25 protein-coding genes are annotated in these 25552 nt (G+C 60.4%); 14 read left to right on the forward strand and 11 right to left on the reverse strand.

What is annotated here, in order from left to right; genetic code table 11:
• Positions 1-29: 29 nt before the first annotated feature.
• From ACIOYV_RS07755 to ACIOYV_RS07785, 7 genes are all read left to right on the forward strand, one after another.
• Positions 30-1259, forward strand: a complete 1230-nt coding sequence (locus tag ACIOYV_RS07755) for a M24 family metallopeptidase (RefSeq protein ID WP_401322432.1) — start codon at positions 30-32, stop codon at positions 1257-1259.
• Between the two features lie 602 nt (positions 1260-1861).
• On the forward strand, positions 1862-3496 hold the full coding sequence (locus tag ACIOYV_RS07760; RefSeq protein ID WP_401322434.1) for an ABC transporter substrate-binding protein: 1635 nt from the start codon (positions 1862-1864) through the stop codon (positions 3494-3496).
• A gap of 76 nt (positions 3497-3572) precedes the next feature.
• On the forward strand, positions 3573-4526 hold the full coding sequence (locus ACIOYV_RS07765; protein WP_034135584.1) for an ABC transporter permease: 954 nt from the start codon (positions 3573-3575) through the stop codon (positions 4524-4526).
• A complete protein-coding gene (locus ACIOYV_RS07770; protein WP_401322437.1) occupies positions 4523-5359 on the forward strand; it encodes an ABC transporter permease in 837 nt (278 codons plus the stop codon). Before ACIOYV_RS07765 ends, ACIOYV_RS07770 begins: the two co-directional genes overlap by 4 nt.
• Positions 5360-5361: 2 nt before the next feature.
• Positions 5362-7008 carry a dipeptide ABC transporter ATP-binding protein gene (locus tag ACIOYV_RS07775; protein WP_401322440.1) on the forward strand — a complete coding sequence of 549 codons (1647 nt, stop codon included), beginning with the start codon at positions 5362-5364 and terminating at the stop codon, positions 7006-7008.
• 80 nt (positions 7009-7088) lie between these two features.
• Positions 7089-8276 carry a hypothetical protein gene (locus tag ACIOYV_RS07780; protein ID WP_401322442.1) on the forward strand — a complete coding sequence of 396 codons (1188 nt, stop codon included), beginning with the start codon at positions 7089-7091 and terminating at the stop codon, positions 8274-8276.
• Between the two features lie 212 nt (positions 8277-8488).
• Positions 8489-9364, forward strand: coding sequence for a LysR substrate-binding domain-containing protein (locus ACIOYV_RS07785; protein ID WP_401322444.1), 876 nt, complete (start codon positions 8489-8491; stop codon positions 9362-9364).
• A gap of 206 nt (positions 9365-9570) precedes the next feature.
• On the opposite strand, the gene ACIOYV_RS07790 is transcribed toward ACIOYV_RS07785, so the two are convergent.
• The 7 genes from ACIOYV_RS07790 to ACIOYV_RS07820 all read right to left on the reverse strand — a co-directional run bounded on the left by ACIOYV_RS07790 (position 9571) and on the right by ACIOYV_RS07820 (position 16199).
• Positions 9571-10935 (reverse strand): MFS transporter, encoded by a 1365-nt coding sequence (locus ACIOYV_RS07790; RefSeq protein WP_401322447.1) that lies wholly within the window; start codon positions 10933-10935, stop codon positions 9571-9573.
• A 160-nt stretch (positions 10936-11095) separates the two neighbouring features.
• Positions 11096-12529 (reverse strand): NAD-dependent succinate-semialdehyde dehydrogenase, encoded by a 1434-nt coding sequence (locus ACIOYV_RS07795; RefSeq protein WP_401322449.1) that lies wholly within the window; start codon positions 12527-12529, stop codon positions 11096-11098.
• A complete protein-coding gene (locus tag ACIOYV_RS07800) occupies positions 12526-13560 on the reverse strand; it encodes an aldo/keto reductase (RefSeq protein ID WP_054615232.1) in 1035 nt (344 codons plus the stop codon). Before ACIOYV_RS07800 ends, ACIOYV_RS07795 begins: the two co-directional genes overlap by 4 nt.
• A 10-nt stretch (positions 13561-13570) precedes the next feature.
• Positions 13571-14083 carry a formaldehyde-activating enzyme gene (gene fae / locus ACIOYV_RS07805; RefSeq protein ID WP_150676399.1) on the reverse strand — a complete coding sequence of 171 codons (513 nt, stop codon included), beginning with the start codon at positions 14081-14083 and terminating at the stop codon, positions 13571-13573.
• A gap of 372 nt (positions 14084-14455) precedes the next feature.
• The gene (locus tag ACIOYV_RS07810) at positions 14456-14752 is read right to left on the reverse strand and encodes a pentapeptide MXKDX repeat protein (RefSeq protein WP_290028986.1); all 297 of its coding nucleotides are present in this window, start codon (positions 14750-14752) and stop codon (positions 14456-14458) included.
• A 53-nt stretch (positions 14753-14805) separates the two neighbouring features.
• The gene (locus ACIOYV_RS07815) at positions 14806-15585 is read right to left on the reverse strand and encodes a molybdopterin-dependent oxidoreductase (protein WP_401322453.1); all 780 of its coding nucleotides are present in this window, start codon (positions 15583-15585) and stop codon (positions 14806-14808) included.
• Complete coding sequence (locus ACIOYV_RS07820; RefSeq protein ID WP_401322456.1) at positions 15582-16199, reverse strand: cytochrome b/b6 domain-containing protein; 618 nt, start codon at positions 16197-16199, stop codon at positions 15582-15584. Before ACIOYV_RS07820 ends, ACIOYV_RS07815 begins: the two co-directional genes overlap by 4 nt.
• Before the next feature lie 157 nt (positions 16200-16356).
• On the opposite strand from ACIOYV_RS07820, the gene ACIOYV_RS07825 reads away from it, so the two are divergent.
• Positions 16357-17298 carry a class I SAM-dependent methyltransferase gene (locus ACIOYV_RS07825; RefSeq protein WP_401322458.1) on the forward strand — a complete coding sequence of 314 codons (942 nt, stop codon included), beginning with the start codon at positions 16357-16359 and terminating at the stop codon, positions 17296-17298.
• A gap of 188 nt (positions 17299-17486) precedes the next feature.
• Here the strand turns inward: ACIOYV_RS07825 and ACIOYV_RS07830 are convergent, their stop codons facing one another.
• Positions 17487-18254: a LuxR C-terminal-related transcriptional regulator gene (locus ACIOYV_RS07830; protein WP_401322460.1), complete on the reverse strand. Its 768-nt coding sequence runs from the start codon at positions 18252-18254 to the stop codon at positions 17487-17489.
• 111 nt (positions 18255-18365) lie between these two features.
• Here ACIOYV_RS07830 and ACIOYV_RS07835 point away from each other — a divergent pair, with 111 nt between their 5' ends.
• Both ACIOYV_RS07835 and ACIOYV_RS07840 read left to right on the forward strand, forming a co-directional pair.
• Positions 18366-19469: a polyamine ABC transporter substrate-binding protein gene (locus tag ACIOYV_RS07835; RefSeq protein WP_401322462.1), complete on the forward strand. Its 1104-nt coding sequence runs from the start codon at positions 18366-18368 to the stop codon at positions 19467-19469.
• Positions 19470-19513: 44 nt separating this feature from the next.
• Positions 19514-20629 (forward strand): P1 family peptidase, encoded by a 1116-nt coding sequence (locus ACIOYV_RS07840; RefSeq protein ID WP_401322464.1) that lies wholly within the window; start codon positions 19514-19516, stop codon positions 20627-20629.
• A gap of 123 nt (positions 20630-20752) precedes the next feature.
• Here ACIOYV_RS07840 and ACIOYV_RS07845 read toward each other — a convergent pair whose 3' ends face one another.
• Positions 20753-21364 (reverse strand): NAD(P)H-dependent oxidoreductase, encoded by a 612-nt coding sequence (locus ACIOYV_RS07845; RefSeq protein ID WP_401322466.1) that lies wholly within the window; start codon positions 21362-21364, stop codon positions 20753-20755.
• An 85-nt stretch (positions 21365-21449) separates the two neighbouring features.
• Between ACIOYV_RS07845 and ACIOYV_RS07850 the strand changes: the two genes are divergently transcribed.
• Positions 21450-22076 (forward strand): TetR/AcrR family transcriptional regulator, encoded by a 627-nt coding sequence (locus ACIOYV_RS07850; RefSeq protein ID WP_401322468.1) that lies wholly within the window; start codon positions 21450-21452, stop codon positions 22074-22076.
• Positions 22077-22207: 131 nt separating this feature from the next.
• Here the strand turns inward: ACIOYV_RS07850 and ACIOYV_RS07855 are convergent, their stop codons facing one another.
• The gene (locus ACIOYV_RS07855) at positions 22208-22840 is read right to left on the reverse strand and encodes a TetR/AcrR family transcriptional regulator (protein WP_401322471.1); all 633 of its coding nucleotides are present in this window, start codon (positions 22838-22840) and stop codon (positions 22208-22210) included.
• Between the two features lie 163 nt (positions 22841-23003).
• On the opposite strand from ACIOYV_RS07855, the gene ACIOYV_RS07860 reads away from it, so the two are divergent.
• Positions 23004-23444, forward strand: a complete 441-nt coding sequence (locus tag ACIOYV_RS07860; protein WP_265044857.1) for a hotdog fold domain-containing protein — start codon at positions 23004-23006, stop codon at positions 23442-23444.
• A 137-nt stretch (positions 23445-23581) separates the two neighbouring features.
• Here ACIOYV_RS07860 and ACIOYV_RS07865 read toward each other — a convergent pair whose 3' ends face one another.
• Positions 23582-24304 carry a GNAT family N-acetyltransferase gene (locus ACIOYV_RS07865; protein WP_401322474.1) on the reverse strand — a complete coding sequence of 241 codons (723 nt, stop codon included), beginning with the start codon at positions 24302-24304 and terminating at the stop codon, positions 23582-23584.
• Positions 24305-24593: 289 nt separating this feature from the next.
• On the opposite strand from ACIOYV_RS07865, the gene ACIOYV_RS07870 reads away from it, so the two are divergent.
• Positions 24594-25079, forward strand: coding sequence for a hypothetical protein (locus ACIOYV_RS07870; protein WP_401322476.1), 486 nt, complete (start codon positions 24594-24596; stop codon positions 25077-25079).
• A 41-nt stretch (positions 25080-25120) separates the two neighbouring features.
• On the forward strand, positions 25121-25495 hold the full coding sequence (locus ACIOYV_RS07875) for a Ypar14, super integron cassette (RefSeq protein ID WP_401322479.1): 375 nt from the start codon (positions 25121-25123) through the stop codon (positions 25493-25495).
• Positions 25496-25552 lie beyond the last annotated feature (57 nt).

Here is a 25552-nt window from a genome sequence, read left to right on the forward strand (position 1 = left end):
AACCGTATTTGCCCTGCGAGGAACACCCCATGAGTCTGTCCGGCCCTAACCGCAACCCCGCCGACTGCGAACCGACCTACGACGAAATCCAGCAAATCCAGCTCGACCGTTTGCAACGGGTGCGCAATGAACTGAAAAAACGCGACTACGCCGCGTGCGTGTTGTTCGACCCGACCCACATGCGCTACGCCACCGGCTCGCGCAACATGCAGGTGTACTCGGCGCGCAACCCGGCGCGGTATGCCTTTATCCCGGCGGAAGGCCCGGTGGTGATCTTTGAGTTCGGCGGTTGCCTGCACCTGGCAGAACAGCTCAACACCGTCGACGAAGTGCGTCCGGCCAAAGCCATTTCCTATTACTTCTGCGACAGCTTCCTCAACAACGTCACCGCCGAATGGGCCGCCGAAATCGATGAGCTGGCGCGCAAGCACGGTGGTGGCAACAAGCGCATCGCCATCGAAAGTGCGACCTCGGCCGCCGCCTTCGAACTGCAAAAACTCGGCTATCAGATCTTCGACGCTCAAGAACCGCTGGAACGCGCGCGCTGCATCAAGGTGCCGAACGAGCTGAAGATGATCCGCGCCAGCCTGCGCGCCACCGAAGCCGGGGTGCGCTTGATGGAAAGCAAACTGGTGCCGGGTATCAGCGAAAACGAACTGTGGTCGCACCTGCACCAGCACGTGATCGCCACCGATGGCGATTACGTGGAAACCCGTCTGCTGTCCTCCGGGCCGCGTACCAATCCATGGTTCCAGGAATGCAGCACCCGGCCGATCGAGGCCGGTGACCTGGTGGCACTGGACACCGACGTGGTCGGGCGCTTCGGCTACTACGCCGACTTCTCGCGGACCTTCCTCTGCGGCGAACAAGCCGCCACCGCCAAGCAACAAGAGCTGTACAAACTGGCCTACGAGCAAGTGCAGACCAACATGGAAATGCTCAAGGCCGGGCGCAGCTTCAAGGAATACGCCGAATTGGCGTGGAAGATCCCGGATAACTACAAGGCCAACCGTTACTTCGCCCTGGCGCATGGCGTTGGCATGACCGGTGAATACCCGTACGTGGTGCACCGCGAAGACATCGATGCGCTGGGCTACGACGGCGTGTTCGAAGCCGGCATGACCATCTGCGTGGAAAGCTACATCGGCCACGATGAAGGCGGCGAAGGGGTCAAGCTCGAAGAGCAGATCTACATCCACGAAAACGGTATCGAATTGCTCTCCGACTACCCGTTCGATCCGCGCCTGATGCCGCGATGATTCCAACGCATGGGTGACCCCACGCGGGTCCCCTGGAAACGCGAACCCCTGTAGCAGCTGCCGAAGGCTGCGTTCGGCTGCGAAGCAGTCGTCATCCAGCCAATGCGGGGCAGCAGGAAGAATGTGGTCGCACCGTTTTGCGACTGCTTCGCAGCCGAACGCAGCCTTCGGCAGCTGCTACAGGAGCGTTCGGCGGCGGCTACAGAAGACGTGCATAGCGGTCGCAAACACGCGCGGTAAACGGCCGCCTCCAATTTTCCGGGCGCAACGCTTTCGAAGCGGCGTCTTCCTTACGGTCAGTAACATGCATTTATCGAACGTTTCACCGTTGAATTTATCGTTTGTCGATCTTTGCCCAGATGACAAAACTGCGGGCATCTCTAATAAAAACAACATGAGAGCAGCCCTATGTCCTACCCCATTTCCGACCTCCTGATTTCGTTGCGCCTTGATCTTCTGCTGGCTTCACGCCTGTCGTGCCTGTGCCTTCGCGGTACCTGCCACTGACAGTTTCGGTTCATCGAAAACCGACCGCGTCTGCCGCTCGCCCCACCCAGCGGCCAGTCGAAAAACGCATTTTTTGCACGTTATCGGAGAGGCATATGAAAGAGTTAATGACACTGGACGGCACCCTGCCGCATCCAGCGGTAAACGACCTGTGCACCCAAGTCAAACGTGGCGAGATCAATCGCCGGCAATTCCTGCGCAGCGCCGCGCTGCTGGGCATCACCGCCGCCAGCGCCAGCACCTTCCTAGGTTCTGCGCTGCTGGGCAATTCTGCTCGTGCTGCCGATGCGGTCACGCCGCGCCAGGGCGGCAGCCTGCGGTTTGCCTGTGCCATCCAGGAAATCCAGGACCCGATGTTGATCACCTGGATCGAAGCCTCGAACCTGCTGCGCAACTCCCTGGAATACCTGACCTGGGTCGACGCCGACAACATCACCCACCCGTACCTGGCCGAAAGCTGGAGCCCGTCCGAAGACCTCAAGACCTGGACCTTCAACCTGCGCCAGGACGTGAAGTGGAGCAACGGCGACACGTTCAATGTCGAGGATGTGCAGCACAACATCCAGCGCTGGATTGCCGCTGACTCCAAGTCGGTCAACCGCACCGCGTTCCAGGACATCAGCGCCTTCGAAAAAGTCAGCGACTTCCAGTTCCGCCTGGTGCTCAAGCGGCCGATGCTGGCGATCCCGGAAATGCTCAACGCCTTCACCTGCGCCATCGTCCATCGCAGCTTCAAGGCCGGTGACGATTGGGCGAAAAACCCGCTGGGCACCGGACCGTTCAAACTGGTGTCGTTCGCGGTCAACAAGCAGGCGACCTTCGCCAAGCGTGCCGATTACTGGCGCAAACCGGCCAACCTCGACGAGTTGCGTTACGTCGACATGGGCACCGACATCTCCACCCATCTCGCTGCACTACAGGCCGGGCAAGTGGACGTGCTGTACCGGGTGACCGTGGCCGAACTCGACCTGGCCAAACGCTTGCCGGGCGCGCAGTTGCTCACCTGTAAGTCGGCGCAAACCATCGTCATGCGCATGGCCTGCGACCAGAAACCGTTCGACGACGTGCGGATTCGCAAAGCCGTTGTGCTGTGCGCCGACAACGCACAGATGCTGAAAATTGCCTATCGCGGCATGGGCACCCTGGGCGAAGACCATCACGTCGCACCGTCGCACCCGGAATACTTTCCGTTGCCCAAACGAGCGCGGGACGTCGCGGGCGCGAAGAAACTTCTCGCCGAGGCCGGCCACCCGAACGGCATCGACATCGACCTGATCGTCGGCAACACCCAGGGCCGTTACGAACAGGACTGCGCGCAGATCCTGCAACAAAACTGCGCCGAAGCCGGCATCCGCATCAACCTGAAAGTGATCCCGGCCACCCAGTATTGGCCAATCTGGGACAAAGCCGCGTTCAGCCTCACCTACTGGGCGCATCGACCACTCGGCGTGATGTCGCTGGAACTGGCGTATCGCAGCGGTGCAGCCTGGAACGAGAGCCACTACAGCGACCCGGCGTTCGACGCTGCACTCGATAAAGCCATGGGCATCATCGACCCGAAACAACGCGCGGCCGCCATGCAGAACGTCGAGCAAATCCTGCAGGACGCCTGCGTCATGGTGCAGCCGTTCTGGGGCGACAAATTCACCGCCGCGAGCAAGAAAGTCCAGGGATTCCAGGTTCACCCGTCGGACTTCTACCCAATGGATGAAGTCTGGTTGAGCGCCTGATTCAAGCGCCCCTCATGCGGCTCGCCCACCTCGGTGGGTTGGGCCGCCATCCCTTGATTAGCCGGAGCGTGCGAGCATGGCTGAATTTCTATTGCGCAAGTTATTGGCGCTGGCGGCAACCCTGTTGTCGGTGTCGGTGATCGTGTTCCTGGCCCTGGAACTGAATATCGAAGACGTTGCGATCAACGTCCTCGGTCCCTACTCCGCCGCCGACCAGCGCGCCGCGTGGCTGGTGGAACACGGTTACAACCAACCCTTCGTCTGGCGCTACCTGGTGTGGCTGAAGGATTTTCTCAGCGGCGACTGGGGCACTTCGGTGCACTTTCGCGAGCCGGTGATCGACCTGTTGCTGCCGAACCTCGGGCAAACGTTGATCCTCGCAGGCCTGGCCCTCGCGGTAATGGTGCCGGTGGCGTTGACCCTCGGCATTCTGGCCGGGATTCGCCAAGGCTCGGCGGTGGATCGGCTAGTGTCTTTCCTGTCGATCGTCACCACTTCGATTCCGGACTTCGCCAGTGCGGTGTTCGTCTCGGCGATCTTCGTCTTCTGGCTCAACTGGCTGCCGGGTGTGAGCAGCATGAGCGACGGCTTCAACGCCGTGGAACTGGCGCTGCCACTGATGGTGCTATGCCTGTTCGGCATCGGCTATCTGGCGCGGATCACCCGGGCCTCGATGGTCGAGGTGATGCAGGCGCCGTACATCCGCACCGCCCGCCTCAAAGGCGCGTCAACCTCACGAATCGTGCTGCGGCATGCCTTGCGCAACGTGTTGATCGCACCGATCACGGTGATCATGTTGTACATCCCGTGGCTGCTGTCGAACGTGATCGTGGTCGAGGTGTTCTTCGCCTACAAAGGCTTCGGTTCGCTGCTCTATACCGCGTCGCTGAACCATGACGTGTACCTGATCGAAGCCTGCGCGATGATCAGCGGCATCGTGGTCGGCGCGACCAAAATCTTCTCGGACCTGGCCTACACCTGGCTCAACCCGCGCATCACCTTGCGCAGTCTTGGCGGAGGTGGCCAATGAACTTCCTCAACTCGTTCAAACATCCCTTGGCGTTGCTCGGTTTGCTGCTGGTCGGCGGCTGGGTGTTGATGGCGATTTTTGCGCCATGGCTGGCGCCCCACGATCCCCTGGAAAGCTTCACCCCGCTGCTGACGCCGATGACCCCGGATGGCAACGGCATGAGCTTTCTGCTGGGCACTGACATGATTGGTCGGGACATTCTCTCGCGGCTGATCTGGGGCACCCGCACCGTATTGTTCTGGTCGATTCTCGCCACGCTTACCGCATTCGCCGTGGGCATCGCCATGGGCCTGTGCGCCGGCTACTTCAATGGCTGGGTCGACGGGTTGTTGTCCTATGTCGCCGACACCGTGCTGTCGTTCCCGGTGCTGGTGTTGTACATCGTGATCATCATCGCCCTCGGCGCTTCGGCGTTGAACATCCTGATCGCGGTGACGTTCACCAGCGCCCCGGCGATCTTCCGGATCATGCGCGCGCTGACCATCGACATCCGTTCCCGGGACTACGTGCTCAGCGCCATCACCCAGGGCGAAGGCTCGTTGCGGATCATGCTGGTGGAAATCCTGCCGAACTGCGGCGGCCCCTTGATCGTCGACTTCTGCCTGCGCATCGGCTACACCGCGATCATGATCGGCGCCCTCGGCTTCCTTGGCCTCGGCCTGCCGCCGCCCACACCCGACTGGGGCGGCATGATCAACGAAGGCCGCAGCATGGCCATCGCTTTCCCGCACCTGGTGATCTTCCCGTGCATTGCCATCTCCACCCTGATGCTGGGCCTGAGCCTGTTGGCGGACGGTCTGGACGAACACGCCCAGAAAGGCGCAAGGAGTTGAGCATGAGTCAACAACAAGTCTTAAAGGTTGAAAACCTGTCCATCGAACTCCCAGCTGGCGCTGATCGCAGCCACGCCGTAAAGGGCATCAGCCTTGATGTGCGCAAAGGTGAAATCCTCTGTGTGATCGGCGAATCCGGCTCCGGCAAATCGGTGCTCTCGGCGGCGATCATGGGTGATTACGCCAAGGGCCTGCGCCACAGCGAAGGGGTGATCGACTTTCTCGGCGACGACATTTGCCGCATGGACGAACACGCGCTGCGCAAGCTGCGTGGCAACCGCATCGCGATGATTTTCCAGGAACCGATGGCGGCGCTGAACCCGGCGATTCGTATCGGCCAGCAAGTCGAAGAAATCTTCGACATTCACGCCCCGAGCATGCCCGCCAACGAGCGTCGCGAACGCATGCTCGCCCTGCTCGACTCCACCCAATTGCCCGACCCGCCACGGATCGCCAACAGCTTCCCGCATCAACTCTCCGGCGGCCAATGCCAACGGGTGGTGATTGCCATGGCGCTGGCGATGAATCCGGATTTGTTGATTGCCGACGAACCGACCACGGCGCTGGACGTGACCACCCAGGCCCAAGTGCTGAAACTGGTGCGCGACCTGCGCGGTCGTGGCCAGCACGGCATTCTGTTCATCACCCACGACTTCGGCGTGGTGGCGGAAATCGCCGACCGCATCGCCGTGATGGAGGGCGGCGTGCTGGTGGAAATCGGCGAGCGCGATCAAGTGCTCAATGCACCAAAACACCCGTACACCCGCAAGTTGATCGCCGCCGTGCCGGCACTGCACCCGGAGCTGCACGCACCGTGCGCCGACGGTGAGTTGGCATTGCGCATCGAGCACCTGACCAAAACCTACAACGTCGGCGGCCGTCTGGTGCCGGCGCTCAAGGATGTCTCGCTGCAACTGCCACGGGGCAAGACGCTGGCGATTGTCGGCGAGTCCGGCTCGGGCAAGAGCACGTTGGTCAAAGCGGCGATCCGGCTGGTGGACAGCGACAGCGGCCACGTCTGGGTCGGTGACACGGATTTCCTCGCGTTGCGCGGCTCGGCCCTGGCGGCCAACCGGCGGCGCATCCAGATGATTTTTCAGGACCCGTACGGTTCGCTCAATCCACGGCATCGGGTCGGCGACATCATCGCCCGCGCCGCGCAACTGCGCGGGCTGTCGGCCAAGGACGCGTGGACCGAGGCCGGTGACTTGCTGGAACAGGTCGGGCTCAAGCGTGACGCCCTCAAGCGCAAGCCACGGCAATTCTCCGGTGGCCAGCGCCAGCGCATCGGCATCGCCCGGGCCCTGGCGATGCGCCCGGAAGTGTTGATCGCCGATGAAAGCGTCTCGGCGCTGGATGTCTCGGTGCAAAAGCAGGTTCTGGAACTGCTCGCCGAACTGCAACAACGCCTGAACCTGAGCATTTTGTTCATCACCCACGACTTGCGGGTGGCGGCGCAGATCAGCGACTACATCGCGGTGATGCGCCAGGGCGAAGTGGTGGAATACGGCACCGCGCAGCAGGTGCTTTTGCGACCGCAAAACACCTACACCCAAACCCTGCTGGCTGCGGCGCCCGGTGCTTCGGCGATACCGGTGGTACCCGTCGCAGAACCGCCACTGAGGCTGATCCGACCTCAAGCCAACTGACCCCATAACCTTTTCCCCAGGTCGCAGCGTTCGCTGCGGCATGGGTTGCTGTTGCCAACGATAACTAAAAAATCAGGAGTATGACTGTGCGCACAACCACCCCGATTGCGGTCCGTTCCATCGTTCTCATTCCGCTGCTCGGTGCCTTCGCGGCGCCGGCCATGGCGGTCCAAGTCACCGACAACCTCGACCTCGGCGGCGCCATTCGCGCACGTTGGGACTACGACCCGGATCGCGACATCCAGAAGTTTGGCCTCGACACGGTGTTCCTCAGCGCCAAGTACAACTCCGACACCTGGATCGGGGAAGCGCAGTACCGTTTTTACGGACGCTCCTATCCTTACCAGTACACCAAGAACTATGGCGACATTCAGTTCGCCAAGTTCGCCTGGGCCGGCTACAAGTTCAACCCCGACCAGCAAGTGCAAGTGGGCCTGAACACCGTGCCGTTCGGCTTGCAGCCTTACTTCGGCAGCACCTTCTACGAAACCCTGGGCAACGTCATCGGCCTGGAAGATGTGCAACAAGTCGGCGCCAAGTACATCCAGCAAAGCGGCGACTGGAATATCCAGGCCGGTTACTACCTGCGCCCGGCGTGGCAAGGCAAAGGCACCAGTAAAGGCGTGACCTATTCCAGCGTGGTGTCCGGGGCCGACAGTTATGTGGGCGACGGTAGCGACAACCAGGAACGCAACACCGTAGTGCTGCGGGTGGCCAAGGCGTTGGACCTGGGGCCGTGGAAATCCGAAGTCGGCATCTCGGGCCTGACCTCAACGTTAGAGAACAAAGACACCGACAACGATGGCCGGCGCAACGCCGTGGCCGTGCACTACCTGGGTAAGAACGGCCCGTGGGGCGTGCAATTGCAAGCGGCACGCCAGCAGATGTCGCCGCGCAATGCGGGCACCGATGAAGTGGTGACCCTCGGCGGTTACGACGGCACTTACAACGTCGCCAGTCGCGGCAATCTGTACGTGGCGGATCTGAGCTACGACGTCAGCGGCAAATACCTGTTCGATCTGGTCAGCGGCGTGAAGCTGTACGCCAACTACAGCGCCTTCGACAAATCCGCCGATGAGTTCAAGACCTCGCAGCGGATGATCCTCGGGACCTCGTTTTCCTTCAGCAAATTGTGGATCGCGACGGAGTGGTTGTATGGCAAGAATGATCCGTATATCGGCGGTAGCAGCTACACCCAGAGTTTGGCTGCGGGTGGGACCGATCACTGGGAGAATCAGTTGTACATGAACATTGGGTATTACTTCTGATCCGGGATTTTTGGCGTTCTTGAGGACGCCTTCGCGGGCAAGCCTCGCTCCTACAGGTTTAGCGCATAACCTGTGGGAGCGAGCCTGCTCGCGAATCGCCCAAACACCACTTGCATCAGCCCCCGCCACAGGAGTCAGATACGCCCTACAAAACCATCACCAAAAACAATAAACCTGCCCCGCATCGGCGTCAGGTATGGAGTCACCCTTTCATGCGTCAACTGCCCTCGCTCAACATGCTGCGAGTCTTTGAAGAAGTCGCCCGGCATCGCAGTTTCAGCCAGGCGGCGTTGGGACTGAACGTCACCCAAGGCGCAGTCAGCCGTCAGATCAAGCAGCTCGAAGATTACCTCGGCGTGGCCCTGTTCATCCGCACGCCACAAGGCCTGTCCCTGACCGAAACCGGCCTCGCTCTATCCCCGCATTTAAGCGACGCCTTCGACCACATCGAACGCGCCCTGCAAGCGGTGCGCGTGCCCAATCTGCGCCAGCGCCTGCGCATCGTCGCGCCACCGACCTGGGCCACGCGCTGGCTGTCGGCGCACCTGCGTGCATTCTGCCAGCGCTACCCCGACATCAGCCTGAGCGTCACCCACCAGACCGGCCACGACAACCTCGCGGAAATCGACTGCCACATCCGCTTCGGCCTCGAAGCCGACAGCCATTGCAGCAGCCAGTTACTGGTGATGGAACGCCACATGGCGGTGGCCAGCCCGGAGTTGTTTATCAATGGTCAACCGCCGGACCTGCGGCAGTTTCCACTGCTGCACATCCTGCACGATGGCAGGCGTTTGAAGGTGTGGGAGAACTGGCTGGCGGCGATGGGCCGGGACGATATCGATGCCGGGCAAGGGCTGGAATTCAGCACCCTCGACCAAGTGATCCACACGGCGCTGGCCGGTGGCGGGTTGGCGGTGATTGATCGGCAGATGATTGAGAAGGAATTGGCTAATGGCAGTTTGTTGCCAATCACCCCGGTGGAAGTGGTCGGGCCGTATGGGTATTGGCTGGATGTGGCGAATGACAAATTGGGCTTGTCGAAGGTGCGGTTGTTTACGGAGTGGTTGGGGTTGGTGAGTAATCCTTGAAGGCCACCCCTCACCCCAGCCCTCTCCCCAGAGGGGAGAGGGAGCCGACCGAGGTGTTCTTGGAGCTACATCGACCTGAAAGTCCTGAGTCGAACTCTGGTTTTGAAAAGCATGAAGATCAGCTCCCTTTCCCCTCTTCCCTTTGGGGAGAGGGTTGGGGTGAGGGGTTGGATCTCAAGAACACCCAATATCCTACTGCCTGTCTATTAAGCCGGGGCTGCGACTTTGACGGCCACCGGCACCCCACTCTCCACCGGGCTCTGAGCCTTGCACGCCTGGCTCAGCGTCAGGGATTTGGTCTCCGGCGCCCAGGCCCAGGAAATCATCGCGCCCAGTGCCAGGATCGCCGCAAGAATCCCCATGGTCGGGCTCAACCCGATCCCCGCCACACTCACCGGCAACAGGAAGGTACTGACCGCTGAACCCAAACGACTCACCGCCGTCGCCAGGCCAATCCCGCTAGCGCGCACTTCGGTCGGGAAGCTCTCGGCCGGGAATACGCCGACCAGGTTGCTCACCGCCGACAGCACCAGCGTGAACAGACCAAACACCAACACCATCAGGAACGCCGCACTGCCCGGCAACACTGCCAGCAGAAACAACGCCACCGCCAGGATGATGAACGAATTGATCAAGAAGCCCCGGCGGGAGAACTTCACCGTGCACCAGATCCCGATCAACGCGCCGAGGATCAGCAGCAGGTTCAGCATCAGTTCCGTACCAAACCCTTCCGCCAGGCCCATCTTCTGCAGAATCGACGGCAAGAAGGTGTAGATCGCGAAGTACGGCATCACGATGCACACGAAGAACAGGCAATTGAACGCCGTGCGCTTGCGGTATTCACGACTGAACAGCACGGCGTAGCCGGAACGGGTTTCGGTGGAGCGGGTTTCGTCGAGTTCGACGTTGTCGCCCAGGTGCTTTTTGACGATGGCCCGGGCTTCGGCGATGCGTCCTTGATTGACCAGCCAGCGTGGCGATTCCGGGGTGCCGATACGCGCGATCAGGATCAATGCCGCCGGGATCGCCGACGAGGCCAGCATCCAGCGCCAGGCGTCATCGCCGAGGTTGAGCATGGCCGTGCCGACGAAGGTCGCGGCGACGTAGCCGAAGGTCCAGATCACGCTGAACGAACCGAGCAGCACGCCGCGATGTTTCTTCGGCGAGAACTCGGCGAGCATCGCGTGGCCGACGCTGAAATCACCGCCCAGGCCAATGCCGATCAGCACCCGGCAGAGGAACAACTGCATGGCAGTTTCGGCGTAGAACTGCATAACCGAGGCTATGGTGATCAGCACAAAACTGACCAGGAAGATTTTCTGCCGGCCGACTTTGTCGGAGATCCAACCGAAGAACAGACTGCCGAGGAACAGGCCGATCAGCGCCGAGGCACCGATCAGGCCCTGCCAGAAAGCATCGAGGTGCATCTGCGGGCTGAGCAGGGTGAAGGCGATGCCGATCAGGCCGAGGATGTAGCCGTCGGTGAAGTGCGCGCCGAAGGTCAGACCGGCGATTTTGAGGTGAAAGCGCCCGATGGGCAGGTCGTCGATTTTTATCGATTGAGCGGACATGTTCGTCTCCAGTTGTTGTTATTGACGGAGAAATGAAACCGTTGGCGCTATCCCTTGTAGGAGCGAGGCTTGCCCGCGAAGACGGTGTGTCAATCGACATCCATGTTGAATATTGAATCGCCTTCGCGGGCAAGCCTCGCTCCTACAGGGATTGATGGTGTCAGAGCCCGCCCATCAACAGGTATTTGATTTCCAGGTAGTCTTCCAGGCCGTATTTGGAACCCTCGCGGCCGAGGCCCGATTCCTTGATGCCGCCGAACGGCGCGACTTCCGTGGAGATGATCCCTTCGTTGATCCCGACCATGCCGGCTTCCAGGCCTTCGGCCATGCGCCAGACGCGGCCGACGTCGCGGCTGTAGAAGTACGCCGACAGCCCGTAAGGCGTGTCGTTGGCCCGCTGCAACACTTCGGCCTCGTCCTTGAAGCGGAAGCACGCGGCCACCGGGCCAAAGGTTTCGTCCTGGGCGATCAGCATGTCGCTGTTGGCTTCGGTGAGGATGGTCGGCTCATAGAAGGTGCCGCCGAGGGCATGCCGACGACCGCCGCACAACAGCTGGGCGCCCTTCTCCAAGGCGTCGCCGACATGCAATTCAACCTTGGCCAATGCCGCCGCGTTGATCAGCGGACCTTGCTCGGTCTCTCCGTCCAGCGCACTGCCGACGCGCATAGCCGCGACCGCTTCGGCGAGTTTGCCGGTAAAGGCTTCGTAGACGCCGTCCTGAATGAAGAAGCGGTTTACGCAAACGCAGGTCTGCCCGGTGTTGCGGAATTTCGAAGCCATGGCGCCTTTGACGGCGGCGTCCAGGTCGGCGTCGTCGAACACAATGAACGGCGCGTTGCCGCCCAGTTCCAGCGAGACTTTTTTCAGCGTGTCCGCCGCCTGACGCATCAGCAATTTACCGGTGCGGGTGGAGCCGGTGAACGACAGTTTGCGCACGATGCCGGAGGCTTGCAGCGCCCCGCCAATCGCCACCGCGTCACCCGAAACGATGTTGAACACGCCGGCCGGAATGCCCGCCTGCTCGGCCAACACCGCCAGGGCGAAGGCTGACAGCGGGGTTTCTTCCGACGGCTTGAGGATCATCGTGCAACCCGCCGCCAGCGCCGGGCCGACCTTGCGGGTGACCATCGCCAGCGGGAAGTTCCACGGGGTGATCGCCGCCGCCACACCGATGGCTTCCTTGACCACGATGATCCGCGCGTCAGCCTTGTGGCTCGGGATCACGTCGCCGTAAGCACGCTTGGCTTCTTCGGCGAACCACTCCAGAAAACTCGCGGCGTAGACCACTTCGCCCATGGCTTCTGCCAACGGTTTGCCCTGCTCGCGGCTGAGCAAGGTGGCCAGGCCCTTCTGACTGCTCAGCATCAGCTCGCTCCAGCGCTTGAGCTTCTGGCTGCGTTCCTTGGCGGTCAGTTTGCGCCAGGCCGGCAAGGCGCGGTTGGCGGCGGCAATCGCGAGGTTGGTTTCTTCAGCGCCAGCCTTTTGCACTTCGGCGATGAGTTCGCCGTTGGCCGGGTTCAACACCGGGTACGTGGGGCCACCGCTGGACCATTGGCCATCGATGAAGTTACCGTTACGGATCAGCGCGCTCATGCCACGGCCTCGGTCAGAGTGAAGCGTTCCAGCGCAGGACGGGCCGAGCGCAGGATGCGTTTGCCGGCGGTGTAATCGTTGATCACGTCGCACGGCGTGTAGTTGCGTTCCAGCTCATGCAGTTCTTCGGCGTCGAGCCTGGTTTCCAAGGCTGCCAGGGCACTGTCGAACTGCGCGGTGGTGTCGGCGCCAACCAGCATGCAATCGACCCCCGGATGGTTGGCGACCCAGGCCTGGGCGATCTGCGCGTTCGACACGCCACGGGCACGGGCCACGCGCTGTACCGAATGGGCGATCTCGAACGAGGCTTCGTCGCTGTACATTTGCTGGGTGAAAAAGTCGGTCTGGTTGCGGGTCGATTGCACGTCGCCGGTCAGCAAGCCACGGGCCAGCGGGCTGAACACTGAAACGCCGAGGCCCTGGTCGCGGCAGAACGGAATCATCTCGCGCTCTTCTTCGCGGTAGGCGCAGTTCAGTTGCAGCTGCATGTTGATCGGCTTGACCCAACCATTGCGCTCGCAGGCCATGAGGATCTTCGCCAGTTGCCCGGTGAGCATGGTCGAGACGCCGATGTAACGGGCCTTGCCGGAGCGCACGATGTCATTCATAGCGCTCATGGTTTCTTCGACCGGGGTGTTCACGTCGAAGTAATGCAGCATGAACACATCGACGTAATCCATGTTCAGACGCTTCAGCGAAGCGTCGATGCTGTCCATGATGTGCTTGCGCGAATGACCGCTGGCATTGATGCCGTTGCGGGTGCCGTAGCCGACCTTGGTGGTGATCACCAGGTCTTCGCGACGGGCCAGGCGCTTGACGATGCGCCCGACGACTTCTTCGCCGACGCCAGCGGAATAGAAGTCCGCCAGGTCGATGAAATTCACCCCGTTATCGAGGGCGTGAGCGACGATTGGCTCGCTTTGCTTTTCATCGAAAATCCACGGCTTCCAGTCCGGGGTGCCCATGTTCATGGTGCCCAGGCACAGGCGGGAGACTTGCAGGCCGGAGTTGCCCAAACGAATGTATTGCATGGCGCGGACCTCAGGCTTTTGGCGTGTAGAAAGGGTTGCTGATGTGGCCGACCACATCCGCCAGTTGCGCGGTTTCCGGCTTGCCGGTCAGGGCGGCACGGATCGCGGTGCGGCAGGCGTTGTAGTTGTTCAGGTACACCGCATCGAGATCATCGCAGGCCGGGTTGACCCAGTTGGCCGTCACAATCGCCCACTCGTCCTCGGCTTCCGGCGGCAAGGTGCCGTCCAGCAGTGCTTCAAGAACAGCCTTTGCAATCCCGGCCTGGGACGCGCCCCAGGTGGCGTTGCCGTGCAGGTCGCTGCTGATCGCGGCCTTGTTGACGTAGAGCGTCATCGGTTTGACCGGGATGTTCGGCTGAGCGATCACCATGAACGGGCAATGCCCTTGGCTTGGCGACGCCAGGCTATTGGCAAACGCCTGCCCCGCCGGACCGTTGCGTGGCCCGATCAGGATGTTGATGTGCGCGGCATTCACGCCTGGGCCTTCGAAGCCTTCACCGATGTACAGGTCGAGTTCTTTCATGGGGAATACTCTTTTTGGATTTTTTGGGGTGATCAGAAGCGCACGCGGATCGTAAAGATCGCGGGGCAAAAGTCGGGGTTCGAAGAGCGCAGCGAGGGGCTGGCGGGGACGCGGCAGTGGGGCTTGGTCATGGTTGCAAACGCTCTTTTTTGTTGTTGATGAGCTGTGTTTGCGATTTTTTAACACTGGGGGTTGGCGGGGCTGTAACCATTAAAAGTCATGGGGGTATGAGTTCAGGTAATGCCCCTGAAATGAACAACCTGTGGGAGCGAGCCTGCTCGCGAAAGCGGTGTGTCAGGCAACGTATTTGTTGACTGAATTGACGCCTTCGCGAGCAAGCCCGCTCCCACAGGGGATTGGGGTTGTGTTGGGTTACTGCGACATGGCGTCTTTTTTCATCGCATCTTTGCTCATGCTGTCCTTGGACATGTTGTCTTTCTTCATCGTGTCCTTGCTCATCGCATCCTTGGACATGCTGTCTTTCTTCATCGTGTCCTTGGCCATGTTGTCCTTTTTCATCGTGTCTTTTTTCATGGTGTCTTTGGACATGGCGTCTTTGGACATCGAGTCCTTGCTCATGCTGTCGTTGCTCATGGTGTCGGCGGCGTAGACGCTGGCGACGCCCATGGCCAGGAACAGGGACAGTGCGGCGGTGGCGAGCTTTTTCATGGTGGTATTCCTTGTAGAGTTGAGTGTGCTTGCGGTGAATTGATGGGTGTTTGTCAGCTACCACCGAACCAGTTGTAGCCCTGGTCTTCCCAGTAGCCGCCGGGGTAGGTGTTGGTGACGAAAATCGCCTGGATGTGTTTCGGGTTCTTGTAGCCGAGCTTGGTCGGCATGCGCAGCTTCATCGGGAAGCCGTATTCGCGGGGCAGTACGGCGCCGTCGTAGGTCAGGGTCAGCAGGGTTTGCGCATGCAGCGCGGTGGCCATGTCGATGCTGGTGTAATAGTCGTCGGCGCATTTGAAGCCGACGTACTTGGCATCGGTATCGGCGCCCACCCGTTTGAGGAAATCGCTGAAGCGCACGCCGCCCCAGCGGCCAATTGCGCTCCAGCCTTCGACGCAGATGTGCCGGGTGATCTGGTCGACCTGGGCCATGGCGCGCAGCTCTTCGAGTTTCCAGTTGCGCTTGTCGGCGACCATGCCGGTGACTTCCAGTCGGTAGCTTTCTTCCTCGACCGTCGGTGCTTCGTCGATGCCGTAAAAGGCATTGAACGGAAACGGTCGGGTGATCATCGACTCGGGATAGGTCGGCGCCATGGCGCTGGGGTTGAACAGCCACCCCTGGACCCGATCGTTGAAGCGGGACATCGAGGACAGCGCGGTTTCGACGCTGTCGTTGTCGGTGATGTTGCAGCCCGACAACATGGCCACGCCGCCGAGGGTCAAGCCGCGCAGCAGGAACGAGCGCCGGGAACGGTCTTCGATTTGCGGCGCCAGCACCTTCCGGGCTTCGCTGAGGATGGACGACTCGTCGAGTCCTTCGATGCGCTTTTTCATACGGACTCCTTGCGACCAACGATCATGTACCACAACGTTTTTGGCACCAGCAGCACCATCACCAGATGCACCGCGATGAACGCCACCAGCAGCGACATCGCAACGAAATGCACCTGCCGCGCCCCTTCGTAACCGCCGAGCAATTCACGCAACAACGGGAACTGCACGGACTTCCACAGCACCAGCCCGGAGATCACCATCAGCGTGATGTCGAGCATGACGAACAGGTAGGCAAACCGCTGGACCTGGTTGTAATGACTGAGGTCGGCGTGCCCCAGCCGCCCTCTCAATGCCGCCCACAGGTCGTGCAGGATTCCCTTCGGCGACACCGGAAAAAACCGTCGAAACAGACGACCGCTGGCGATGTTGATGATCAGGTAGATGAGGCCGTTGACGGCGAGGAACCACATCGCCGCGAAGTGCCATTGCAACGCACCGCCGAGCCAGCCGCCGAGGGTGAGCGCTTTCGGGAAGCTGAAGTCGTACAGCGGCGAAGCGTTATAGATGCGCCAGCCGCTGGCGATCATGACCACGACGGCCAGGGCGTTGAGCCAATGGGTCAGGCGCAGCCAGCGTGGGTGGCTGGCCTTGGGTGAGGCAGTTGGCTGCGACATGTCCGGCTCCCGGTTATTGTTCGTTGGGGCCAAGTATGGGAGCCGGAAGATCGCAAAATCCTCACGTAAAGTTAAATTAAACGTGATAACTATCCGGGCGTTGCCGGGGTGCTTTTGTGGTTAAAATGCCGCCCACTCAATTTGCCGACGTTGCCTGATGAACCCTGACGCCCTTGCCACCCTGAACACACACCTGTTGACCGCACTGGCCACCGCCCCAGCCGAAACCCGCCGCCTGTTTCACGGGCGTGGACGTTGCTGGCCGGGCCTCGAGCAGTTGACGGTGGACTGGTTGCAGGGCGTGGTGCTGGTGTCGCTGTTCAAGGAGCCGGAAGCGCAGCAACTGGAAGCGTTGAAGGTTCTGTTGCTGGGCATTACGCAATCCGCCGAGTGGCGACAGTCCGGCGCGCATACGTTGCTGCTGCAACACCGCTACCTGCTGCAAAGCACCACCGAATGGCTGCTGGGGGATGCGCTCGATGAGATGACCATCACCGAGGGCGGCCTGAAATATCGGGTGGACCTGGGCCGCAAACAGAATGCCGGGCTGTTCCTCGACATGCGTTATGGCCGCGATTGGGTGCGGGCCAATGCCGAGGGCAAGCGGGTGTTGAACCTGTTCGCCTACACCTGCGGCTTTTCCGTGACGGCCATCGAGGGCGGCGCGGCGCATGTGGTCAATCTGGACATGTCCAGTTCGGCACTGAGCCGTGGCCGCGACAATCACCGGCTCAACGGCCACGACTTGAGCAAGGTGACGTTCCTCGGCCATGACTTGTTCAAGTCCTGGGGCAAGGTGATTGGCAAGGGGCCGTATGACCTGGTGATCATCGATCCGCCGTCATTCCAGAAAGGCAGTTTTTTGCTGACCAAGGATTACCAGCGGGTGCTGCGTCGATTGCCGGAATTGTTGACCGAACAGGGTACGGTGCTGGCCTGCATGAACGACCCGGCGTTTGGTTCGGACTTCTTGATTGATGGGGTAACGCGTGAGGCGCCGAGTTTGAGTTTTGTGCAGCGACTGGAGAACCCGCCGGAGTTTCCGGATGCGGATGTTGAGTGCGGGTTGAAGGCGTTGGTGTTTCGGCAGGGGGATTGATGCGTGGCATTCGCGAGCAGGCTCGCTCCCACAGGGGATTGGGGCTGACCACCAATACTGCGTCCACTGGAGAACAAATGTGGGAGCGGGCTTGCTCGCGAAGGCGTCGTGTCAGTCGACATCTATATTGACTGACCCACCGCTTTCGCGAGCAAGCTCGCTCCCACAGGGGTTTAGCGGTGAGTCTGTTATTTCGGTTGCAGCACCAGCGCAAACAACTCGCCATGCCCGCTGACGTTGAGCTTGTGGTAAAGATTACGCCGATGCACCTTCACTGTTTCCGGGGAAATGCTCAGTTGCTGGGCGATGGCTTTGCTGGAGAAGCCCTGGAGAATCAGGCGCGCGGTTTCGACTTCACGCACCGTCAAGCGCGCGTCGAAACGATCGAGCAAGGTCGCCAGATCCCCCGCTACCGCCGTCGGTCCTTCCGGTGGCACGAGTTGCAGGTGTCGGCCTATCGCGGCCAGCACCCAGTCACGTACACAAAGAAGACGGCCATGTTCTTCAGGGCTGAATCGCATCGAGCGTCCAAGCGACAAACCGAGCACAGCGCCGTCCACATTGATCATGAATTGCATCTCGTCACCGCCCACCACCGAGCGGAAGTAACTCTGGTAATACTCGCTCTGCTGAAACTGGTCCGGGGCCACTGAATCGAGGCTGTGCAAGCCGTCGGTGATGCCGGCGCAGACGGCCTGATAGAAAGGATCGAGCAAGTACACGCCAGCGCTGTAGCGAGCCAATTCCTCGTCTTCGGGGGCACTGGCACGGGAGTCGAAATCAATCAGCAGCCGAGGCACTCGCCCGGCGCGCATCACCGCAACCAACGCGTTATCCAGCGGCACCAGCAAACGCAAGGTGTCCACCAGCGCGCGCCAGAACCCGTCCTGGCCGAGGGTGCCGAACACCCGCGCCAAGCCTTGATGCACCGGCAACTCTTTCAACAACCCGTCCACGTCCTACCCCTTTCGAGTAACCCATGATGGGAATGGGTGACCACCCTCCCCCTCGATACGCTGCAAGCTCCTGATTATCACCGGCCTGCAGCAGGCCAGGAGCGCCGCATCATGAGTGGTCACCGCACGTATATCAACCTGGGACTGGGCGCCTGCCTGTCGGCCTCATTGTCGGCATTTGCCGCCGAAGCCCCCACCGTGCACGTCTACAACTGGTTTGACTACATCGGCCCGACCACGCTGAAGGATTTCCAGCGCGACACCGGGATCAAACCCGTCTATGACACCTTCGACAGCGGCGAAGTACTGGAAGCCAAGCTGATGACCGGCCACAGCGGTTATGACGTGGTGGTGGCCAGTAATTTCATTCTGCCGGCGTTGATCAAGGCCGGGGCCTTGCAGAAACTTGACCGTAGCCAACTGACCAATCTGCAACACATTGACCCGGTCTTGCTGGAAAAGCTGCGCGCGAACGACCCGGACAACCAATACGCCGTTCCATACCTATGGGGCACCGACGGCATTGGCTATAACGTTGACAAGGTCCGCGCAGCCCTGGGCGATCAGGCGCCGGTGAACTCCTGGGATCTGCTGTTCAAGGAAGAAAACCTCGCCAAGCTCAGCCAATGTGGCGTAGGGGTTTTGGACGCTCCCGCCGAAATCATCCCGATCGCCCTGCACTATCTCGGCCTGCCGCCCAACAGCAGTAACCCCGCGGACTACAAAAAAGCTGAAGCCCTGCTGCTCAAGTTGCGCCCGTACATCACCTATTTCAATTCGTCGAAGATCCAGACCGACCTGGCCAACGGCGACATCTGCGTCGCCTTGACGTGGTCCGGCACCGTGTTCGGTGCCATGCAAGCCGCCAATGAAGCCGCGAAAGGCGTAAAGATTGAATACAGCATCCCGGTCGAAGGTGCGCCGCTGTGGAGCGATAACCTGGTCATGGTCAAGGACGGCAACAATCCAGAACAGGGACTGGCCTTTATCAACTACCTGCTACGCCCTGATGTGATCGCGCCAGCCACTAACCTGGCGCTCACCGCGAACGCCAACAAAGACGCGACCGCGTTGCTCTCTGACGAGGTGCGCGAGTTCAGCAACATCTATCCCTCGGCCGAGGTGATCGCCAAGGCATTCACCCTGCAACCGCAGCCCCATGAGATCGAACGTGTCCGCACGCGCTCCTGGAGCAACATCAAGAACGGCAACTGAGCCGGCCTGCCCCCCTTCTGTTTAACTTGCCTGAGAGTTCCTGCATGAAACCACGTGCTCGCGATTTGAATATCCCGTTCGGCCAGCTGCAACCTGGCCCGCTGAATGCCATCACCGACGTACCCGGCGTCCGCGTCGGCCACAGTGATGTGCGAGGCCGCACCGCCCAGGGCCGCGACATCCTGACCGGCGTTACCGTGATCGAGCCCCGCCTCGGTTCCACCAGCCAACAGCCGTGTTTTGCCGGGGTCCATGTGCTCAACGGCAACGGCGATGCGACCGGGCTGGAATGGATTCGCGAGGCCGGCCTGTTGACCAGTCCGATCGCCTTCACCAACACCCACAGCCTGGGCGTGGTGCGCGACGCGCTGATTGTGCTGGACCGCGAGCAGCAACCGGACGACGGGCGGCTTTACTGGAACATGCCGGTGGTGTTGGAGACGTTTGACGGTTTGCTCAACGACATCAATGGCTTTCATGTGAAGCCCGAGCACGTATCCGAAGCCTTGCGCACGGCGGTCGGCGGACCGGTGATCGAGGGCAACGTCGGTGGCGGCAGCGGCATGATCTGCCATGAATTCAAGGGCGGGATCGGCACCGCGTCCCGGCGCCTGAGCAGCACCCAGGGTGGCTGGACGGTGGGCGCGATCGTCCAGGCCAACCACGGCATTCGCCACGAATTGCGGGTCGATGGTTACCCCGTCGGGCGCTACATGGAAAAGGCTGACTCGCCGTTCCTCAAAGCGTCATTGCCGCATCCCGGCATGGGCTCGATTGTTGTGTGCCTGGCCACCGACGCGCCGCTGCTGCCGCACCAATGCACCCGCCTCGCGCAACGTGCCAGCCTGGGCCTGGCCCGCACGGGCGGTGGTAATGAAGATCACAGCGGCGACATTTTCATTGCCTTCGCCACCGGCAACGACGTGCCACCCGCTGCGTATGAAAGTAAAAAAGCGCCGACCTGCGACAACCTGCGCATGGTCAACAACGACCACATCAGCGAACTGTTCCTCGCCGCTACCGAAGCGGTGGAAGAAGCGATCATCAATGCGTTGCTGGCGGGTGAAACGGCTGAGGGCAATGGCCATGCGGTGACGGGGCTGGATGCCGCCACGTTGCTGAAAGCCCTGCGCCAGGCGGGTTGGCCAGGGGCAGTGTAGGCGACGCAAATCCACTGTGGGAGCGGGCTTGCTCGCGAAGGCGGTGTTTCAGTCGACATCTAAATTGACTGACCCACCGCTTTCGCGAGCAAGCCCGCTCCCACAGGGGGGGATCGGTGGTGCTCACACGGTTTCAGTCACTTCTGATGATTTGAAGAGTTTTCGGCCCAGATTCCGAGCTGCCTTCAAATGGATCTGCGGCGCCTGGGTTTCCGAGTCCAGCAACAGTTCGGATGTCACCACCCGCGCGCCGCAGTATTCGAAGATGCCATGGTCGATCTGGGTCTTCATCGCCTCGTCGTAACCATGTCGCGTAAACGACCCGGCATCGGCGCCGCCCACACCGACCAGGTGCACTCGCAAGTGACCCAATTTCTGCACGAATGGCGTGTCCAGACTGAAGTCGAATGCCCAGCCATTCGAGAACACGCGGTCAATCCAGCCCTTGAGCAGCGCCGGCATCGACCACCAGTAAACGGGATAGACCAGCACCAACGCATCGGCGCGCTCGATCCGTGCCTGTTCGGCGAGGACGTCGGCGGGCGGCGGCGCTTCGCGATGATGGACCGCCATGTCTGCCGTACCGAACCGTGGATCGAAGCCTTGGGCCGAGAGGTCGGCAATTTCATAGGTGTTGCTGGAATCGACGGAGGTCAGGCCTTCGGCAATTTGTCGGGCGAGGCTGTGGGTGAGTGATTGGGGATTGGGATGAGCTACGACGATCAGTGCGTGCATGCTGAAATTCCTGATTGAGAGCACAGGGCGGACCTTATATACTCTTGGTAAGTTACGATCAGTAAGTTACTTTTGGTACATAGCCATGTCAAGCACCGAAAAAAACGAGCAGGATTCCACACCACAGCCCCGCCGTCGCCTGCCCCGCGAGGACCGCCAACGCCAGTTACTGGATGTCGCCTGGCAGATGGTCCGCGAGGAAGGTACGGATGCGTTGACCCTCGGACGTCTCGCCGAACTGGCGGGCGTGACCAAACCGGTGGTCTATGACCACTTCACCACGCGCTCGGGTTTGCTGGCGGCGTTGTACCAGGATTTCGACGCCCGGCAGACCGCAATCATGGACGCCGCGCTGCTGACCTGCGAACCGACACTCGACAGCACCGCCGGGATCATTGCGTCGTCCTATGTGGCGTGTGTGCTGACCCAGGGCAACGAAATTTCCGGGGTGATCGCAGCGCTGGCTAGCTCGCCGGAGCTGGAGAAGATCAAGCGCGAGTACGAGGCGATTTTCCTCAAAAAATGCCAGGACGTGCTGCAGCCCTTCGCGGGAGCAAACACGATCAAACCCGCGAGTTTACGGGCGATGCTGGGGGCAGCGGAGGCCTTGTCGAATGCGGCGGCGACGGGGGAAATCAGCGCCGGGCAGGCAGAGGAAGAACTGTTTGAAACGATCAAGGCGATGATCGAAAGAACCACACGAAAAATCTGACACAACCACTACCCCCTGTGGGAGCGAGCTTGCTCGCGATGATGGCGGCACATTCAATATTGATATGTCAGCCAGACCGCTATCGCGAGCAAGCTCGCTCCCACAGGGGATCTTCTACATGGGGAAGATTTTCATTGGTCGCAGCTTGCGCCCGTAGAGATCGAGCGCCACGCCGCTTCCGCGAGCATATCCCTGTAGACCATCGGACGCCCCTTCACCCTTCCCGATAACCAGGTCCGGCAGTAGCTGTCCGCCTGGCCGATGATCAGCGACAGCATCAACTCGGCCGGCACACCTTTCAACTCATCGCCCCGGTCCGGCGCTGACAGCCATTCCCAGAGCTGCCGGTTGCGGGTTTTATTACGGGTCGCCAGTTCGTCCTTGAACGGTCCTTTGGTCACGGCAAATCGCGAGTGGTACTGGAATCGCGCCCACTCGGGTTGGTTGTCGACCCAATCCACGTAGCTGTGCACCAGCGCGTAAATCCCTTCTTGCGTGGTGCCGGCGTTGGCCAGATAGCTGTCGCGCAGCTGCGCCTGATCATCCAGCGCAGTGAAAAACAGCGCAGCCACCAAGCCTTCCTTGTTGCCGAAATGGTGGTAGATCGCGCCGACGCTGGTATCGCATTCGGCGCGGATCATCTCGATGGTGGTGGCCTCGATCCCCTGTTCGTTGAACAGCCTGAGGGCCTTTCTGAAGATGTCGCGCTTGAGTTCGGCTCTTCGTCCGGGGTAGCAGCGCTCGAGTAAATCTGCGGTTTCCATGCTGAACACAGGCTCAAAAGATCAACGATAAGGCAGGTGGCTGCCCATGGATAAGTCGCGCTAGGTTGACAGATTTCCTTTCGACAGAATACTGTTCCGTAACAGAACATTATTCTGTTACGGAACATCATTCTGTAAAACGACCATTCAAAGAGGCTTCAACATGAACCAGTTTCTCAGCATGTTCACCAGCGCCGGCCCCGAAGCATTCAGCCAAATGGCCTGCAAAGTGGCGCCCTACTTCAGCACCATCAACCCGCTGATTTCGGAACTGCGCCCAGGCTATTCGAGCGTGCAGGTGCCGTTTTCCCGTGAGATCACCAACCACTTGGGCACCGTGCATGCGATTGCGATGTGCAACGCCGCGGAACTGGCTGCCGGGACGATGACCGACGTTTCGATTCCCACAGGCGCACGCTGGATTCCGAAAGGGATGACGGTCGAATACTTGGCCAAGGCCAAGACCGATGTGACGGCGGTTGCCAATGGAGAAGCGGTTGACTGGCTGACGGGCGGCGACAAGATCGTGCCGGTGGATGTTCACGATGCCGAGGGCAAGAAGGTGTTCACGGCGCGGATCACCATGAATGTGAAGCTTTCATAACGGCTCAGAGGCTTTTAACTGTAGGAGCGAAGCTTGCTCGCGAAGGGGCCGGGACATCCAACATCGATGTCGACCAAAAGACCGCCTTCGCGAGCAAGCTTCGCTCCTACAAGGGATTTGTGCGGGATCGGGGATAGTCAGACCAACCGCAGTCTCGGCGTCATGGCCGGCACCGCCTCATCCCCCAACCGCCCACGCACAAACTCATTCGCCTTGCGCGTCAGTTGATCCAGATGCCGGTCCCGCTGTTTCTCGGCATCAGTCATCGCGCGCTTGCCGTTCTTTTGCAGCAGATACGTATGAATCTGCCGCACTTCCAGCGAGCTGTAGATCGGTGCGGTATCCAGCACTGCCATCAAGCCATCGGTGCCGTAATCGCGGGTGTTCATCAGCACTTGCGTCTCGCGCACGCCCAGCACCTGGAAGCCCATCGCCTCGAAATACGGTACTTTGCCGACGCTGCAAGTCAGTTCGGTGTGAGGGTAGCGACCGACCACTTCACGCAGCATCGTGCGCGCGATGCCCTGGCCTCGATGGCTGGCATCGACGGCCATGTAAACCACGCTGCACGCCTCGGGATCATCCTTGACCGGCAGGTACAACACAAAGCCAATGACCTTTTCCGGATCGTCCACGTCCGTGGCCACGATCAGCTCAACCGCAATCCCCTTCGCCCCGTTCAACGCTTCCAGATAGAGGTGGACTTCATAGCCGATCGCGTACTGGTACACGTTGTACAGCAGGTTGCTCGGCGGCAGGGCCACGGCGCTGATGTCGGTCAGGTTGTCGACCACCAGTTGCAGGATCTGGCTGGTGATGTGCTCGGGGCACGGCGTTTTGAAATGGCTGATCTGGGGCATCGAATGACGGACTCCGGTGATTCGTTCGCGATTGTAACGTGCCGCAGCAGGAACGCCGCACGCTGATTGCGGACCGAATCGTCCAAAGAGAGCGAATCGCTGGCCCGTTTTTCCCATCAGGCAATCCGCCTAAGGTGGCCTCCATCACTTACATCCAGCATTGATGCCAGCAGACACGCTCCCACAGGAGATTGGTGGTGGGGGCATCATCCTCAATCCGCGCGACATCTAAAGTTGTTAATCTCGCTGCCGATTTGCTCTAGCCAAGCCAACTGCGAAGGACCGTCAGATGTACTACCCCCGCGAAGCCGAAAAAGACCACTTGTTCAACCGCGTGATCCTGTTGACCGTCGCCTGCTGCGTAGTCTTGCTTCTGGCCAGCATGGCTCGGGGCGAAGGTATTTTGTATGCAGCCCTGAAGTTGGGCGCCATCGAAACCACCGGCACCGTCACGCAACTGGACGACATCCCGATGAACCGCGACGGCAAAGTCATCCACTACACCTACACCGATGACAAAGGCCGGGCTCACGAAGCGGAGTACGTCGATGAGCGCTACGCCCAAAACGCCCACTATGAAACAGGCGGGCCTATTCCTCTGCTGTACTCACGCTGGTTGCCAGAGAAAAACAGCATCGCCAGCCTGGTAGAGAGTAATCGTCCGGGTTTCTACATCATGACCGGCGGGGTGTTGCTGGCGCTGTTGTTTCTGGGGATTTCGTTCAGGACGCTGGGGCGGATTTATGCGATGAAGGAGGAAGATCGGTTTTATTGACCCTGCGCCAGGCACTCAAATGACCCGCCAAGGATAACCTCATGCCCCCACTGACTTGGGACCCGTTCGACCTGTTCAACGTACTCGGAGTGATTCCCGACGAAGAAGAATCGGGGATTTCGCACCGCTATACCGTCGAACAAGGTCCCGTTCGGTTGCAACTGACCATTTGGCAATTCAATGCGGATGTAGAAGTGAAACTATGGGCCGCTCCATTGCCAGACCCGATCATTCGCTACTCGATGCTCGGGTGTCCGGGCATCAGGGTCGTGGACGATAAACGCGGCCGGTTTATCGAGTTTGCGGCAGCGGATACGTTTACTGGCCGCTACGATGGTTACTCCGTCATCCCGTACGGTTTGAGGCTTTGGATTGAGCCGCAGATTTTCCTGGAACCGTTTGCATTCTCGGCCTGAGCGCCATCCCTTTGATACAACCCGGTTACTGTGGGAGCGAGCCTGCTCGCGAAAGCG

Origin of the sequence: Pseudomonas sp. NPDC087342, assembly GCF_044744265.1 — a bacterium.
Classification (GTDB): domain Bacteria; phylum Pseudomonadota; class Gammaproteobacteria; order Pseudomonadales; family Pseudomonadaceae; genus Aquipseudomonas; species Aquipseudomonas nunensis.

Excerpts from the sequence above, each read along its gene's own strand:
- ACIOYV_RS07755 (WP_401322432.1), top strand. The coding sequence starts at position 30 with ATGAGTCTGTCCGGCCCTAACCGCAACCCCGCCGACTGCGAACCGACC.
- ACIOYV_RS07760 (WP_401322434.1), top strand. The coding sequence starts at position 1,862 with ATGAAAGAGTTAATGACACTGGACGGCACCCTGCCGCATCCAGCGGTA.
- ACIOYV_RS07765 (WP_034135584.1), top strand. The coding sequence starts at position 3,573 with ATGGCTGAATTTCTATTGCGCAAGTTATTGGCGCTGGCGGCAACCCTG.
- ACIOYV_RS07770 (WP_401322437.1), top strand. The coding sequence starts at position 4,523 with ATGAACTTCCTCAACTCGTTCAAACATCCCTTGGCGTTGCTCGGTTTG.
- ACIOYV_RS07775 (WP_401322440.1), top strand. The coding sequence starts at position 5,362 with ATGAGTCAACAACAAGTCTTAAAGGTTGAAAACCTGTCCATCGAACTC.
- ACIOYV_RS07780 (WP_401322442.1), top strand. The coding sequence starts at position 7,089 with ATGACTGTGCGCACAACCACCCCGATTGCGGTCCGTTCCATCGTTCTC.
- ACIOYV_RS07785 (WP_401322444.1), top strand. The coding sequence starts at position 8,489 with ATGCGTCAACTGCCCTCGCTCAACATGCTGCGAGTCTTTGAAGAAGTC.
- ACIOYV_RS07790 (WP_401322447.1), bottom strand. The coding sequence starts at position 10,935 with ATGTCCGCTCAATCGATAAAAATCGACGACCTGCCCATCGGGCGCTTT.
- ACIOYV_RS07795 (WP_401322449.1), bottom strand. The coding sequence starts at position 12,529 with ATGAGCGCGCTGATCCGTAACGGTAACTTCATCGATGGCCAATGGTCC.
- ACIOYV_RS07800 (WP_054615232.1), bottom strand. The coding sequence starts at position 13,560 with ATGCAATACATTCGTTTGGGCAACTCCGGCCTGCAAGTCTCCCGCCTG.
- fae (WP_150676399.1), bottom strand. The coding sequence starts at position 14,083 with ATGAAAGAACTCGACCTGTACATCGGTGAAGGCTTCGAAGGCCCAGGC.
- ACIOYV_RS07810 (WP_290028986.1), bottom strand. The coding sequence starts at position 14,752 with ATGAAAAAGCTCGCCACCGCCGCACTGTCCCTGTTCCTGGCCATGGGC.
- ACIOYV_RS07815 (WP_401322453.1), bottom strand. The coding sequence starts at position 15,585 with ATGAAAAAGCGCATCGAAGGACTCGACGAGTCGTCCATCCTCAGCGAA.
- ACIOYV_RS07820 (WP_401322456.1), bottom strand. The coding sequence starts at position 16,199 with ATGTCGCAGCCAACTGCCTCACCCAAGGCCAGCCACCCACGCTGGCTG.
- ACIOYV_RS07825 (WP_401322458.1), top strand. The coding sequence starts at position 16,357 with ATGAACCCTGACGCCCTTGCCACCCTGAACACACACCTGTTGACCGCA.
- ACIOYV_RS07835 (WP_401322462.1), top strand. The coding sequence starts at position 18,366 with ATGAGTGGTCACCGCACGTATATCAACCTGGGACTGGGCGCCTGCCTG.
- ACIOYV_RS07840 (WP_401322464.1), top strand. The coding sequence starts at position 19,514 with ATGAAACCACGTGCTCGCGATTTGAATATCCCGTTCGGCCAGCTGCAA.
- ACIOYV_RS07845 (WP_401322466.1), bottom strand. The coding sequence starts at position 21,364 with ATGCACGCACTGATCGTCGTAGCTCATCCCAATCCCCAATCACTCACC.
- ACIOYV_RS07850 (WP_401322468.1), top strand. The coding sequence starts at position 21,450 with ATGTCAAGCACCGAAAAAAACGAGCAGGATTCCACACCACAGCCCCGC.
- ACIOYV_RS07855 (WP_401322471.1), bottom strand. The coding sequence starts at position 22,840 with ATGGAAACCGCAGATTTACTCGAGCGCTGCTACCCCGGACGAAGAGCC.
- ACIOYV_RS07860 (WP_265044857.1), top strand. The coding sequence starts at position 23,004 with ATGAACCAGTTTCTCAGCATGTTCACCAGCGCCGGCCCCGAAGCATTC.
- ACIOYV_RS07865 (WP_401322474.1), bottom strand. The coding sequence starts at position 24,304 with ATGCCCCAGATCAGCCATTTCAAAACGCCGTGCCCCGAGCACATCACC.
- ACIOYV_RS07870 (WP_401322476.1), top strand. The coding sequence starts at position 24,594 with ATGTACTACCCCCGCGAAGCCGAAAAAGACCACTTGTTCAACCGCGTG.
- ACIOYV_RS07875 (WP_401322479.1), top strand. The coding sequence starts at position 25,121 with ATGCCCCCACTGACTTGGGACCCGTTCGACCTGTTCAACGTACTCGGA.